A 14,863-nucleotide genomic window follows, 5' to 3' on the forward strand; every position below is an offset into this window, starting at 1 on the left:
TCCCGGCCGGTGCGGGAGCAGGGCGCTCGGCGGGCTCCGAGGCCGACGATCCTGTATGTCTGACATGTCCCTGATCTGACTTATCCACAGGCTCAGCGGGATTTCGTGATCCGCGAGATCGTCTGCGCATGACGAATCACGGCGAAACCACTGGATCCTCCGAAAACAGCGACATCACCGGACGTGACGGATGTGACGGACGCGGCGAGCGTGGCGAACACGACGGACGGGGCGAACGCGACGGACGGGGTCGATGGGCCGGGCAGGCCGGACAGGCCGGCCACAACGGATGGGGCGGAGGCGTGCCGTACGACGGGCCCCCGCCAGGTGACGGACAGACGGCGGCGAGTGGGCAGCCGGACGCGAGTGGGCAGACCCTGGCGAGCGGCCACGCGGCGTATGTCAGTCACACGATGTACGACGGAAACGCCGAGTACGGCGCAAGCCCCGCCGCCCACCAGGTCACCCTGCGATCCCCGGCCGAGCTGGCCGACGCGTTGCCCTATCTGCTCGGGTACCGGCCGGAGGACAGCATCGTCCTGGTCGCTCTGCACGACCAGGGCGGACGCGGCCGGTTCGGTGGCCGTGCCCGCCTGGGCATTCCCGCGAACCCGGACGACTGGGGAGCCGTCGCCCACCAATTGGCGCAGGGGCTCGTGAAGGGCAGCGAGCGCCGGGGCAACCGTCCCGCACAGATGGTCGCCTACCTCTGCCAGGAGCCGACGAAGGGCGAGACGGGCCGTCAGGTCATGGAACGACTGCTGCCGCTTGCCCACTGGCTACGTCTCGAGTGCGGTCGCCTCGACATCCCCGTGATCGAGGCGCTCTGCATCTCGGACGGCCGTTTCTGGTCGTACTGCTGCGGGGGCGAGGGCTGCTGCCCGGTCGAGGGCGTCCCGATGGGTCTGCCGGGGACTTCCGTGCTGGCGGCCGCCGCGACCTACGCGGGGATCCAGGTCCGAGGCACTCTGCGCGAGCTACGGGCCCGACTGCTGCCGCTCGAGACCGGTGCCGCGCTGGATCAGGAAGTCGCCCTGGACGCTGTCGGCATGGCGCTCATCCCCAGGATTCTCGATGAGACGAGTCGCGCGGCGGTGGCCGACGAGACGCTCGAACTGGCCGGACGGGTCAGGCGACGGTTCGCCGAAGCGCCCCTCGTGTCGGGCGCTCTCCTTGCGGACCACCGAGATGACGAACTGCTCGGATTCGACGAGGCCGCGGCGCTGATCCTCGGCCTTCAGGACCGTGTGACACGCGACTGGGCGGCGCAGTGGATGGAGGGCGACGAGGCCGCTCCCGCCCTGCGGCTGTGGCGGGCTCTGGCCCGCCGCTGCGTGGGACCGTACGCCGAGTATGCGGCGGCGCCCCTCACTCTCGCGGGCTGGGTCGCCTGGTCCAGCGGTGACGAACTCGAGGCGAGGGAAGCCCTGGCCATGGCCCTGGGCGCGGACCCGGAATATCTGTTCGCCCGCCTCCTGCACCAGGCCTGCAACGAAGGCCTCGACCCCGAGTCGGTACGCCGCTGTCTGCGCACCGAGCGCGAGGGGCGCGAGGGGCGGGAGGAGCGCGACAGTCACGCTGCAGCGGAGGGGGCGGGCCGTCCGGGCGAAGGGAATCGCCCCGGCGAACCTGACGACCCTGACGACGTGGACGGCTGCCTCGAAGCCGAGGCGCTGGACCACCCTGGTCAAGCGAAGGACGTCGCGGACTCCGGGCCGCACGGCCCCGCCGCAGGCGCGTCAGGATCGGTGTCGACGCCCGCGCTCACGGCCGCCCGAAGGCGCCGCCGCTCTCGTCCCGGCGCTGCCGGGACCGGCCACCCGCCGACTGCGGGAGGAGCGGGAGGAGAGGGAGCTCACACGGCGAGGGCGCACACCACCCATCCCGCCGGGCCGAGCCGAGGAGGCTCCCGTCCGGGCCCGGCCGGAAAGGCATCCGCACGACGTCGTGGCGACTGTCCGGAAGAAGCGCGGCCGGACGGCGACGACACCGTCGGGAAGGCGTGACGCACACCGTCGGGAAGGCGTGACGCCCTGCCGACGCGCCCTGACGAGGTCCATGCCGAACGACGACCGTGGCCAGGGACAGCCGGTGCAGGGGCGCGTTGCCGACGGCACCCTGAGGCCTCCTGCCGTGGGTGTCTTCCGACGGCCGCGGCTGGGCGAACACCGCCACGCCCGGCGCGGTGAGCCCCGGCGGTCGGCCGTGCCCGGAGGGTGGCTCGGCGAGCCCCGTTCGGCCGCCATTCGGTGGGGGCTGCGGCCGGGGGCGTGACCTGGGGGAGCCCCGCCCCGTTCACCTGAGTGGCGGAACGCCTGCATGGGTCGTGCCGCCGCAGCGCACCCGCCCTGCCGGAGCCTTCCACCAGGCCTCGACCATGCCCGAGGCGTACAGAGAGCAGAAGAAGTCACCGCATGCATCAGCCGACTCAGCCCTCCTCCGCCGACGAACGCTCGAGCCTCGACAACCCGGTGCCGACCCCCGGCACACGCGCCGACCAGGGCATCCGCAGCACGTCCCCGTTCCGGTCCGCAGGCGCGTCACGTCGCCCTTCTCCGCCCGCTTCGTCCAGAGTCGCCGCGCCGCCGCCCGGGTCACCGGCCCCGCCTCGCTCCGTCGGTCTGCCCCCTGCCCACACGGCGATGATCTGCGTCGCCCTGCCGGGCCTCGCCATCTCCACCGAACAGGGGCAGCTGACCGGACGGGGGCTGGAGGGGTTCTACCGTGCGGGTCGGCGCATCCTGTCCCGTTGCCAGGTGCGGGTGGCAGGACGCGAACCGCTGGTCGTCCAGGCCCGCATGACGTCGGCCGACCGGGCCCGATTCGTCGGCACCCTCCGTGTCACTCCGCACGGCGGCCCGGACCCGGACGTCGTCGTCGAGCGGACCCGCTCCGCCGACGGCACGGAGCGGATCACACTGCACAGCGCCGCGGCCCGGCCACTGCGCCTCCCGGTGGAGGTGGCCCTCGGCACCGATCTGGCGGACCTGGGTGCCATCGCGTCCGGCACCGTGGGCCCCGAACTGCCCGCCAGCGTCCACGACTCCGGTCTGCGCTGGTCCTGCCCCGCCGGGACGTCCTGTGTCACAGCCGACCCGCCGCCCGCCGACGCGATCGCCTCCGCGGGCCTGCTGCGCTGGGACTTCGACGTGCCTCCCGGCGGCAGCGTCCGCGTGGAGCTGAGAGTGCGCCTGGAAGGTGCGGGCCCGGTCCGAGCCGTGGGCCGCGCGGCCACGAGCCCGCTCGCTCCGGCGCACGCCACGGGCGACGACGCGCGCGTCCAGGCGCTTCTCGCGACCAGCGTCGAGGATCTGCAGGCACTGCTGGTGCGAGACCCCACGCACCCGGCCGACACCCACCTGGCGGCGGGGGCGCCGTGGCGCTGCGGCCTGGCCCCGGCCGAGGCGCTTGCCGCGGCCCGCATGACGCTGCCGCTCGGGACCCGTCTCGCCTCAGGCACCTTGCGCATCCTCGCCCGCACCCAGGTCACGGGCAGCGGACCCCGATGCGGCATGATCCCCGGCCCCCGGCGGGACACGGGCGCGCACCTGCCGCCGGGCTGTACGGGTACCGAGGCCACGCTGCTCTTCCCGGTACTCCTCGCGGAGGCCCGCCGATGGGGTCTGCCCGACCAGGAGACGGAGGAACTGTTGCCGGCGGCCGAGCGCTGCCTCACCTGGCTGCGCACCGCGGTCGGCGACGGGCCCTACCTGAGCGACCCCCAGCCCAACGGGCCCGTCCGCTGCGAGACACAGGCCCACGCCCACCGGGCGGCCCTGCTCGGCGCCGATCTGCTCGACGCCTGCTCCAGACCCGGCGGCGACGGGCTGCGGCAGTGGGCTCGGGCAACGCGTGCCGTTTTCCGGCGGGACTTCTGGATCGACGACCTGGGCGGCGGCCGACCCGCCGCCGCTCTCGCCCCGGACGGGCGGCCGCTGTCCCACCTCTGCGCAACGACCGTCCACCTCCTCGACACCGGCTTGCTCGGCGGTGGCGCCCATGCCGCCGGGCTGCTGGACAAGGTGCAGACCGAACAGCTCGCCCGGCTGCTCGGCAGCCCCGTCATGGACTCGGGCTGGGGACTTCGCGGCCTCGGCGCGAAGGAGGTCGGCTACAACCCCTTCGGCCACCGCAGCGGTGCCGTGCGGGTCCACGAAACGGCGATCGCCGTCGCGGGACTGGCCGCGGCGGGCTACGAGAAGGAGAGCGCGGCGCTGCTGCGCGGTGTGCTGGCGGCGGCCGAAGCCTTCGGTCAGCGCCTCCCGGAGATGTACGCGGGGGAGCAGCGCGGCGACGGGAGCGCACCCCTTCCCCATCCGGCCGCCTGTCGTCCCGCGGCCACCGCGGCGGCGGCCGGGGTCCTGCTGCTGACCGCTCTCGTCGGCATCCGGCCCGACGCCCCGGCCGGAACCGTCACCCTGCGCCCGGTCCACAGCGCACCCCAGGGAGAGATCGGCCTGACCGGGCTGCGGGTCGCGGGCGCTCCCTTCTCCGTACGGGTCAGTCGGCTCGGACTCGCGATGGTGGAGGAAGCGGCCGACGGGCTCCAACTGGGCGTGTGACCTCGTGTGACGCAGTGCCGGAAGGCGTCGGGGCGGACGACGGCAGGTGTGCGGAACCGAAGTGGATCAGCCGCCGAAGCGGTCGACGAAGGGAGTGTTTATCGTCAGGAAGACGACTATGATCGCCGCATGCCCTACGACCCGTCAGCCTTTCCGCCCTTCGCCGTCACCGTGGACCTGGTCGTGCTGACCGTGCGCCGCCATGCCCTGTGTGCGCTGGCGGTGCGCAGAGGCGAGGCGCCGTTCCAGGGGCGGTGGGCGCTCCCGGGCGGCTTCGTGCGGGCCGACGAGGACCTCACGCAGGCGGCGGCGCGCGAACTGGCCGAGGAGACCGGACTGCGCGCCCACGATCCCGTGGCCCCTGCCTCGGCCCCGGCCCCGGACAACGGCGCCCACTTGGAGCAGCTCGCCACGTACGGCGATCCCAAGCGCGATCCCCGGATGCGCGTCGTCAGCGTCGCCCACCTGGCGCTCGCCCCGGACCTGCCGGCGCCGCGAGCGGGCGGCGACGCCAGCAACGCGCGCTGGGCGCCGGTCGAGGAACTGCTGCAGCACGGCGGCTACGGCCGGGACGGCGAACCGGTGGCACCGCTCGCTTTCGACCACGCCCAGATCCTCGCGGACGGCGTGGAGCGAGCCCGCTCCAAGATCGAGTACTCGTCCCTCGCGACGGCGTTCTGCCCCACCGAGTTCACGGTCGGCGAACTGCGCCGCGTCTACGAGGCGGTATGGGGCGTGGCGCTCGACCCGCGCAACTTCCACCGCAAGGTGACGGGCACGCCCGGCTTTCTGGTCCCCACCGGCGGCACCACCACTCGGCAGGGCGGCCGGCCGGCCCAGCTGTTCCGGGCGGGCGGCGCGACCTTGCTCAACCCGCCGATGCTGCGGCCCGAGATCTGACACCGGCCCGCCGCTGCCGCTGATATGCACGGGCAGTGGCCCTGGCGGATGGGCCAGATCGACCACGCTCGCACGCCTGGCCGTGCGGTGTCCGGAAAAACAGGATATAGCGCGCTATGTTCCTGCAGGTGATCCAGGCCTTCGGACTGACCAGCAACTCCCGCAAGGCGCTTCCGCCCGCCGTCGACGATGTCTCCTTCGAGGCGCGCGCGGGCCGCGTCACCGTCCTGCTCGGAGCGCCGGGCGCGGGCAAGACCACAGCGCTGAGACTGATGCTCGAACTCCAACAGGGCCGCGGCCTCGCCTACTTCAGAGGTCGCCCCCTGCACCGCATCGCCCATCCCTCGCGCGAGGTCGGCGTCCTTCTGGGCGACGTGCCGGGGCACCCGGCCCGCACGGCCCGCGGCCACCTGCGCATGCTGTGCGCGGCCGCCGGCGTGCCGGTCCGGCGGGCCGACGAAGTACTTGAAGTGGTCGGGCTGGTCAGCCTGGGCGACGAACGCCTGAGCACCCTCTCCCGAGGCATGGACCGACGCCTCGGCCTGGCCTGTGCTCTTCTCGCGGACCCGCACACCCTCGTCCTCGACGATCCGGCCGACGGGCTCTCGGGGCGCGAGAACCGCTGGCTGTACGGCATGCTGCGCGCCCACGCGGACCAGGGCGGCACGGTCCTGATGACCACGGCCGATCCCAAGGAGGCCGCCCGCACCGCCGACCACGTCCTCACCCTGGAGCAGGGCAGACTCGTCGCCGACCAGAGGGCCGCCGACTTCGCCCGCACCCGGCTGCGCCCCCGGGTGGCCGTCCGCAGCCCCCACGCCGTCCGACTGGCCGCCCTGCTCACCAAGGAGGCCCGAGCCGCACAACGCTCCGTCGAGGTCGTGCAGGAGGACGGCAACCGGCTCTCCGTGTACGGCAGTAGCTGCGCCCACGTCGGCGAGACGGCGTTCCGGCACAGCATCCTCGTCCACCAACTCGCCGACGAGACCGGAGACATGGGACCGGGTGCGGGAGCGGGAGCAGAGACGCGGCGTCGGACACGCGCCGAAGCCGCCCCGGACCCCTCGGGCGAAGCAGGGCCGGACCCCTCGGGTGCGGCGACGGTCGCCGTCGGCGTACCCGAGGCGAGCGTCGAACGCGCGAAGGGCTCCGATGACGCACGTATGGAAATCAGCGCTCGGGAGGCCGACGCAGCTGTCGCGCCGCGCAGCCCCGACGACGCCCCATCGCTTTCCCCGGCGACGCCCCAGGCGGCCGATGCGCGTCCTTCCGACGGCCCCAGGGCCGCCGATGGGGACGCCCGCTCCGCTGCCGCCGCACCGGCCGGTGGCGGCGCTGCATCGGACCCCCCACGCGTGACCGCGGCCCTCACCGTGGAGGAACGCCGCTCCACCACCGAGTCGGCCGCCGTACCCTCCGCCCGGCACGCCCCCCGTCGCTCCGCTGCCCGCAACTTCGACACCCTGCCGGCCCTGCCACCCCCCATCGCCGTCCGCTCCGCCCCCAGCCCGCTGCGCCCCCTCCGCTACGAACTCCGCCGGGCCGCCGGGATCAGCACCGGGTTCGTCGCCGGTGCCGTCGTGCTGCTCGTCTCCGCCCTCACCGCCGTACTCCTTGCCCGCATGGGCCACACCTCACAGGCGCGGCTGTTGGCGGCGTGGCCCGTGGAGCTGCCGCTGCCGCCCGCGGCGCTCGGCGCGGGACTGCTCGGCGCGTTGGCCTTCGGGGACGAGTTCCGCCACCCTGCCCTGGCGGCGGACCGCGGCACCGTGCCCCGGCGGCTGGGGGTGCTCGTCGCCAAACTTTTCGTCGCCGCTCTCACCGCCTTGATGCTGGCCTTCCTTACGGTGGGCTGCGACGCCGAAATGCTCTATCTCGTCTACGGACGGGAGCTCGCGCAAGTTCCCGCGGACTGGCTTTCCATGAGTGCGAGTTGGCTGGGTCTCGTGGTCGGCTGTGCCTGGGCCGGCGTGCTGGCCGCAGGCGTGTTCCGGTCCACCACGGCAGGGCTGGCGGCGGTGGTCGCCGTGCCCGTCGTCGTCGTACCCGGCGTGCAGAAGGCATTGGAGAGCACGTCAGTGCGGGCCGCGGCCGGATTCTCGATGCGGCTCCGCGAGACGCTCCTGGTGCAGTGGCCCTTCGGGGGAGAGCGCTATCTGGTCGGCGCGACGCGTGTGATCGCCCATCCCGTCGGCGGGGCAATGGCGTTGTCCCTGGCGGCTCTGCTGTGCGCGTACCTGCTCACGACCCTGCGAAGCAGGGTTCGATGACGACCGTCCAGGACCCTTCCCGCCTCGGCATGTGCACAACTCCCCGGAGAAAGCCCATTTCTTTCCGATAAGGCGTCAATTGCGACGGGGTGAGCGATCACCCTTTCGTGTGCTTTTCACCAAAGACCTCAAGGGAGTTGGAGGCAGCGCCGACAAAGGATCCGTGAGTACCCTTGCGCACACCATGATGACCGCCGCCCGCTCCGCCGACTCCGGTCTGGCCGGCCCGGGCGAACTCGATCGCTATCCCTACGCCGAGGCCCCGGCGGCCGACCGCGTAGGAGCCCCCGTCTGGGAGGCCGCGGACCCGGAGCTGGGCCGCGTGGGCCGCCGTGCCGCAGGCAGCCGTGGACGCGGACTGCACGGCCAACTCGTCCAGCAACTGGGTCAGATGATCGTCTCGGGCGACCTCGGCGCCGACCGGCCACTGGTTCCCGAGGAGATCGGCCAGCGGTTCGAGGTGTCCCGCACCGTCGTCCGTGAGTCGCTGCGTGTCCTCGAGGCCAAGGGCCTGGTCAGCGCCCGGCCGAACGTCGGCACACGCGTGCGTCCCGTGAGCGACTGGAACCTGCTCGACCCGGACATCATCGAGTGGCGGGCCTTCGGTCCCCAGCGTGACGATCAGCGGCGCGAGCTGAGCGAGCTGCGCTGGACGATCGAGCCGCTCGCCGCCCGCCTCGCCGCCGGGCACGGGCGGGCCGACGTCCAGCAGCGACTGTCCGACATGGTGGAGATCATGGCGCACGCCATGGGGCAGGGTGACGCGCTCACCTACTCCCGCGCCGATGCCGAGTTCCACTCGCTGCTGATCCAGCTCGCGGGCAACCGCATGCTGGAGCACCTTTCCGGGATCGTGTCGTCCGCCCTGCAGGTCTCAGGCGGCCCGGTCACGGGCTGTGACCGGCCGAACGACGCGGCGCTGGGGCATCACGGCAGGATCGTCGACGCCCTCGCCGCGGGCGACGGCACGGCGGCCGAGACGGCCATGCGGCAGCTGCTCATGGTGCATCCCGAGGTCGAGCGCGTCGTGCCGGCGCCGCGCGAACACTGACCGCACCTCGTGGGGGGACGGTCCGGGGATGCCTTCCCCCTCCCGCGCCGTTCTCGGCCGTTTCGCCCGCACTCCCGTCGGACCCCGCAGCACCCGTCCCGGGTCTGCGGGGTCCGACGGTCGACGTGGCGGGATTCGGTCGCGAAGGTCCGGGTAGGTGTCACGGGTGACCTCATATGCTCGTGTCTGACCGTTTTTGGGCGCTTACGGGGTGTGACTCGGGCCACGAAGATTGGGCGTAACGCTTGTGGAAACAACGCGATGACCTAAGAGGCAACAGCCGCAGAGGGAATACGGACGCCGTTCAAGGCGCTGTGCATCCTCCCGGCCCCCGCCCGCGCCGTCGGCCCACCCCGAGGCCGGTGGTCGGCTCTCGTCCGCTTGGACGGGGCCGGAAGCCGTTTTCCAACGTTCCGAGAGGTTGTTCGTGTCGGCCAGCACATCCCGTACGCTCCCGCCGGAGATCGCCGAGTCCGTCTCTGTCATGGCGCTCATTGAGCGGGGAAAGGCTGAGGGGCAGATCGCCGGCGACGATGTGCGTCGGGCCTTCGAAGCTGACCAGATTCCGGCCACTCAGTGGAAGAACGTACTGCGCAGCCTCAACCAGATCCTCGAGGAAGAGGGTGTGACGCTGATGGTCAGTGCCGCGGAGCCCAAGCGCACCCGAAAGAGCGTCGCAGCGAAGAGTCCGGCCAAGCGCACCGCCACCAAGACGGTCGCGGCGAAGACGGTGACGACGAGGAAGGCCACCGCCAGTACCACGGCCGCCCCTGCCGTACCCGCTGTGGACGACCCCGCAGACGAAGCCGCCCCCGCCAAGAAGGCGGTCGCCAAGAAGACGACGACCGCCAAGAAGGCGGTCGCGAAGAAGACCGTCGCCACCAAGAAGACGGTGGCGGCCAAGAAGACCACCGCCAAGAAGGACGACGCCGAGCTGGTCGAGGAAGAGGCCCTCGAGGACGCTCCCAAGGGCGACGAGCCCGAGGGCACCGAGAGCGCCGGCTTCGTGCTGTCCGACGAGGACGAGGACGACGCGCCCGCGCAGCAGGTCGCCGCTGCCGGCGCCACCGCGGACCCGGTCAAGGACTACCTCAAGCAGATCGGCAAGGTCCCGCTGCTCAACGCCGAGCAGGAGGTCGAGCTCGCCAAGCGCATCGAGGCCGGTCTGTTCGCCGAGGACAAGCTGGCCAACGCCGACAAGCTCGCGCCGAAGCTCAAGCGCGAGCTGGAGATCATCGCCGAGGACGGTCGCCGCGCCAAGAACCACCTCCTGGAGGCCAACCTCCGTCTGGTGGTCTCCCTGGCCAAGCGCTACACCGGCCGCGGCATGCTCTTCCTGGACCTCATCCAGGAGGGCAACCTCGGTCTGATCCGCGCGGTCGAGAAGTTCGACTACACCAAGGGCTACAAGTTCTCCACGTACGCCACCTGGTGGATCCGTCAGGCGATCACCCGCGCGATGGCCGACCAGGCCCGCACCATCCGTATCCCGGTGCACATGGTCGAGGTCATCAACAAGCTCGCGCGCGTGCAGCGCCAGATGCTCCAGGACCTGGGCCGCGAGCCCACCCCGGAGGAGCTGGCCAAGGAACTCGACATGACCCCGGAGAAGGTCATCGAGGTCCAGAAGTACGGCCGCGAGCCCATCTCGCTGCACACCCCTCTGGGCGAGGACGGCGACAGCGAGTTCGGTGACCTCATCGAGGACTCCGAGGCCGTCGTCCCGGCCGACGCGGTCAGCTTCACGCTCCTCCAGGAGCAGCTGCACTCCGTCCTCGACACCCTGTCCGAGCGCGAGGCGGGCGTCGTCTCGATGCGCTTCGGTCTCACCGACGGTCAGCCGAAGACCCTCGACGAGATCGGCAAGGTGTACGGCGTGACGCGCGAGCGCATCCGCCAGATCGAGTCCAAGACCATGTCGAAGCTGCGCCACCCGTCCCGTTCGCAGGTGCTGCGCGACTACCTCGACTAGGTCGTAGTCGTACGACGCCGAAGGCCCGGCTCCCCGAGGGGAACCGGGCCTTCGGCGTGGGCGCGCGGGTGCGGGGCATCGGACGCTGAATCACTCTGGGTGTTCATCGACCTCTCCAGAGTGAGGAGCGCGCATGCGTCGTCCCCTTGTCCGGGCCTTGTCCCGGCCGTTGATCCTGGTGGCCGCGTTGGTGGCCATACCGTTGGCCTCCGCCGCCCCGGCGGCCTCCGACGGCGTCGTCGTGGGCGGTTTCCCGGTCGACGTCTCCCAGAGCCCGTGGGCGGTCGCGCTGTCCAGCCGTGACCGGTTCGGAGGTATGCGCTCGGGGCAGTTCTGCGGAGGCGTGGCGGTCGGCCCGTCCACCGTGCTCACGGCGGCCCACTGCCTGGGCGAGGACGTCCTGGGAGGGCCGCCGGGGCAGGTGGGCGACCTGAAGGTCGTCGCGGGCCGCACGGACCTGTACTCGGACGCGGGCCAGGAAGTCTCCGTGCGCAGTGTCTGGGTGAACCCGGGCTACGACAGTGCCAGCAATGCCGGGGACTTCGCCGTACTCACCCTGGCGGGGTCGCTCCCGGCGGCGGCGGTCATCGGCATGGCCGCGGAGGGAGATGCGGCCTACGAGCCCGGCGCGGACGCCGTCGTCTACGGCTGGGGGGACATCACAGGCTTCGGCGCGTACGCCCACAGCCTGAGGGCGGCTCGCGTCCATGTACTGGCCGACGCGCTCTGCGAGCAGGCCTATCCCGCTTCGGCCGACGGCATGTACGTCGCACGGAGCATGGTGTGCGCCGGAGAGGTACGGGGCGGCCGTGACGCCTGCCAGGGGGACAGCGGGGGACCGCTGGTCGCGCAGGGTCGGCTCATCGGTCTCGTGTCGTGGGGCAGCGGCTGTGGGCGGCCGGGGAGCCCGGGTGTCTACACGCGGGTGTCCGACGCCGTACGGACGCTGAAGTGGGACGTCGCCACCCGAGGGTCCCGCCAGGCCCCTGGTGGGGCCTGAGCGGGTCTTCCCTCGGCGAGGCTGACGCCGTCAATCGGGCCTTAGAGCCCGCAAGAGCGGGCGGCCGCCCCTTGGAAGCAGGGACGGCCGCCCGTGTACCGGCCTGTGCCGGTTCTGGCTCGTCGTAGACGCGTCGGATCAGCGCTCTTCTTCGGACGAGGACGCCGGCACGGTCGTCAGCCGCTCCGTCTCGTCCTGTATCTCAGCGGCGATCTTCTTGAGTTCCGGCTCGAACTTGCGGCCGTGGTGGGCGCAGAAGAGCAGTTCTCCGCCGCTGAGCAGGACGACGCGCACGTACGCCTGGGCGCCGCAGCGGTCGCAGCGGTCAGCGGCCGTCAGCGGGCTCGCGGGGGTCAGAACAGTAGTCACGTCGCCTCTTCTCTAGCTCGACGAGCTGTCGTACCAGGGTCAACATCCAACCAGCCCCAAAACGTTCCCGCTCGTGGCTTCTCCTCGAAAAAATCTTTCCCGAGGTGGCCGTCTGCTGCCGGTTTGGCGGCGAATGTGCCGTATTGCGTGGTCTATGGCTTACGGTTTCGCGCTGTCGGTCATGGTTCGATCCTCCCGGCTGGATTGCCGGTTTGTTCATGAGGACGTGCCCGGAGCCTAAATGGTTCATGCCTCGAAGGGAACGTGATATGTACTTCACTCCATCGAGGGATCGAACATGCATGCGACGCTCGACTAGGGTGAGTTCAGACGAGGGTGGCGTTACAACGGCTCTACCAGGCCTCGGTACCCTCTTGGCGGCAACCCAAGCCGCGCCCTTACCCAGAAGGGCCCCAACTGAAATTCAGCGAGGAGCGAACCGCGTGACCGCCGAAACGTCCGTGCCGTCCACAGCGCTGCTGGCAGGAGCAGACCGGGACGGTTCCAACTACACCGCGCGGCACCTGCTCGTCCTCGAGGGCCTCGAGGCCGTGCGGAAGCGCCCGGGTATGTACATCGGCTCGACCGACAGCCGTGGTCTGATGCACTGCCTGTGGGAGATCATCGACAACTCAGTCGACGAGGCCCTGGGCGGTTATTGCGACCACATCGAGGTGATCCTCCACGACGACGCCTCGGTCGAGGTCCGTGACAACGGCCGTGGCATCCCCGTCGACGTCGAGCCCAAGACCGGACTGTCCGGCGTCGAGGTCGTCATGACCAAACTGCACGCCGGCGGCAAGTTCGGCGGCGGGTCCTACGCCGCCTCCGGCGGTCTGCACGGCGTCGGCGCCTCCGTGGTCAACGCCCTGTCCGCCCGACTCGACGTCGAAGTGGACCGAAGCGGCAACACGCACGCGATCAGCTTCCGGCGAGGAGTCCCGGGCGCCTTCGCTGCGGACGGCCCCGACGCCAAGTTCGAGACGGGCGGCCTGCGCAAGATCAAGAGGATCGCCAGGAACCGCACCGGCACGCGCGTGCGGTACTGGGCCGATCGCCAGATCTTCCTCAAGGACGCCAAGCTCTCCCTGGAGCACCTCCACCAGCGCGCCCGCCAGACCGCGTTCCTGGTGCCCGGCCTGACCATCGTCGTCCGTGACGAGTACGGTCTCGGCGAGGGCGGCAGCAAGGGCGAGGAGTCCTTCCGCTTCGACGGCGGCATCAGCGAGTTCTGCGAGTACCTGGCCACCGACAAGCCCGTCTGCGACGTCCTCCGCTTCACCGGGCAGGGCACGTTCAAGGAGACGGTCCCGGTCCTGGACGACCACGGGCAGATGACCCCGACCGAGGTCACCCGTGAGCTCGGCGTCGACGTGGCGATGCGCTGGGGCACCGGCTACGACACGACCCTCCGGTCGTTCGTCAACATCATCGCCACGCCCAAGGGCGGCACGCACGTCGCGGGCTATGAGCAGGCGGTCGCCAAGACGATGAACGAGGTGCTGCGCGCCAAGAAGATGCTGCGCGTCGCCGAGGACGACATCGTCAAGGACGACGCCCTGGAGGGCCTGACCGCCGTCGTCACCGTCCGGCTGGCCGAGCCCCAGTTCGAGGGCCAGACCAAGGAGGTCCTCGGCACCTCGGCGGCCCGGCGCATCGTGAACACCGTGATCTCCAAGGAGCTCAAGGTGTTCCTGACCTCCACCAAGCGCGATGACGCGGCTCAGGCGCGGGTCGTCATGGAGAAGGCGGTCGCCGCCGCACGCACGCGTATCGCGGCCCGGCAGCACAAGGACGCGCAGCGCCGCAAGACGGCACTGGAGTCCTCCTCCCTGCCCGCGAAGCTGGCCGACTGCCGCAGCGACGACGTCGAGCGCAGCGAGCTGTTCATCGTCGAGGGAGACTCGGCGCTCGGCACGGCGAAGCTCGCCCGGAACTCCGAGTTCCAGGCACTGCTGCCGATCCGGGGCAAGATCCTCAACGTCCAGAAGTCGTCCGTGACCGACATGCTCAAGAACGCCGAGTGCGGCGCGATCATCCAGGTCATAGGAGCCGGCTCGGGCCGGACCTTCGACATCGACGCGGCCCGCTACGGCAAGATCATCATGATGACCGACGCCGATGTGGACGGCTCCCACATCCGCACGCTGCTCCTGACGCTGTTCCATCGCTACATGCGGCCCATGGTCGAGGCCGGCCGGGTGTTCGCCGCGGTGCCGCCGCTGCACCGCATCGAGCTCGTCCAGCCCAAGAAGGGCCAGGACAAGTACGTGTACACGTACTCGGACCGCGAGCTGCGCGACAGGCTCATGGAGTTCAAGAGCAAGGGCATCCGGCACAAGGACTCGATCCAGCGCTACAAGGGTCTCGGCGAGATGGACGCCGACCAGCTGGCCGAGACGACGATGGACCCGCGCCATCGCACCCTGCGTCGCATCAACCTCTCCGACCTGGACTCCGCCGAGCAGGTCTTCGATCTGCTGATGGGCAACGACGTGGCGCCGCGCAAGGAGTTCATCTCCAGCTCGGCGGCGACGCTGGACCGGTCCCGCATCGACGCGTAGCCGCTGCGCTCGGCCTGGGCAGGACGTCCGGGCCGAGGCTGGCGCCGGATCCGTAGGGTTCGGTGAGCGTGTCGGTTCGGTGGAGGGGCCGGGACGGCGGAATGGCCTGGGTGCGCAATGGCCTGGGTGACGGATGGGCCGGTCGACCCCGAGGTCGGGTCGTTACGTCTCCGGC

General features: G+C 71.1%; 9 protein-coding genes. 8 read left to right on the plus strand and 1 reads right to left on the minus strand.

Going from position 1 to position 14,863, the window contains the following annotated elements:
• The first annotated feature begins 128 nt into the window (after nucleotides 1-128).
• The 7 genes from ACWD4O_RS00355 to ACWD4O_RS00385 all read left to right on the plus strand — a co-directional run bounded on the left by ACWD4O_RS00355 (nucleotide 129) and on the right by ACWD4O_RS00385 (nucleotide 11,755).
• Nucleotides 129-2,006 (plus strand): DUF4192 domain-containing protein, encoded by a 1,878-nt coding sequence (locus ACWD4O_RS00355; RefSeq protein WP_451275915.1) that lies wholly within the window; start codon nucleotides 129-131, stop codon nucleotides 2,004-2,006.
• A 636-nt stretch (nucleotides 2,007-2,642) separates the two neighbouring features.
• A complete protein-coding gene (locus ACWD4O_RS00360) occupies nucleotides 2,643-4,562 on the plus strand; it encodes a glycogen debranching N-terminal domain-containing protein (protein ID WP_451276702.1) in 1,920 nt (639 codons plus the stop codon).
• Between the two features lie 129 nt (nucleotides 4,563-4,691).
• On the plus strand, nucleotides 4,692-5,462 hold the full coding sequence (locus ACWD4O_RS00365) for an NUDIX hydrolase (protein ID WP_450945478.1): 771 nt from the start codon (nucleotides 4,692-4,694) through the stop codon (nucleotides 5,460-5,462).
• 128 nt (nucleotides 5,463-5,590) lie between these two features.
• Entirely contained in the window at nucleotides 5,591-7,732 is a 2,142-nt protein-coding gene (locus tag ACWD4O_RS00370) for an ATP-binding cassette domain-containing protein (RefSeq protein ID WP_451276704.1), read from the plus strand.
• A gap of 163 nt (nucleotides 7,733-7,895) precedes the next feature.
• Nucleotides 7,896-8,783: a FadR/GntR family transcriptional regulator gene (locus tag ACWD4O_RS00375; protein WP_451275918.1), complete on the plus strand. Its 888-nt coding sequence runs from the start codon at nucleotides 7,896-7,898 to the stop codon at nucleotides 8,781-8,783.
• 427 nt (nucleotides 8,784-9,210) lie between these two features.
• Nucleotides 9,211-10,755: an RNA polymerase sigma factor gene (locus ACWD4O_RS00380; RefSeq protein ID WP_451275919.1), complete on the plus strand. Its 1,545-nt coding sequence runs from the start codon at nucleotides 9,211-9,213 to the stop codon at nucleotides 10,753-10,755.
• A 133-nt stretch (nucleotides 10,756-10,888) separates the two neighbouring features.
• Complete coding sequence (locus ACWD4O_RS00385) at nucleotides 10,889-11,755, plus strand: serine protease (RefSeq protein ID WP_451275921.1); 867 nt, start codon at nucleotides 10,889-10,891, stop codon at nucleotides 11,753-11,755.
• A gap of 138 nt (nucleotides 11,756-11,893) precedes the next feature.
• Here the strand turns inward: ACWD4O_RS00385 and ACWD4O_RS00390 are convergent, their stop codons facing one another.
• A complete protein-coding gene (locus ACWD4O_RS00390) occupies nucleotides 11,894-12,124 on the minus strand; it encodes a DUF7455 domain-containing protein (RefSeq protein ID WP_328479314.1) in 231 nt (76 codons plus the stop codon).
• 443 nt (nucleotides 12,125-12,567) lie between these two features.
• Here ACWD4O_RS00390 and ACWD4O_RS00395 point away from each other — a divergent pair, with 443 nt between their 5' ends.
• Nucleotides 12,568-14,688 (plus strand): DNA gyrase/topoisomerase IV subunit B, encoded by a 2,121-nt coding sequence (locus ACWD4O_RS00395; protein WP_451275924.1) that lies wholly within the window; start codon nucleotides 12,568-12,570, stop codon nucleotides 14,686-14,688.
• Nucleotides 14,689-14,863: the final 175 nt, after the last annotated feature.

The sequence above is a fragment of the Streptomyces sp. NPDC002623 genome, assembly GCF_053592635.1.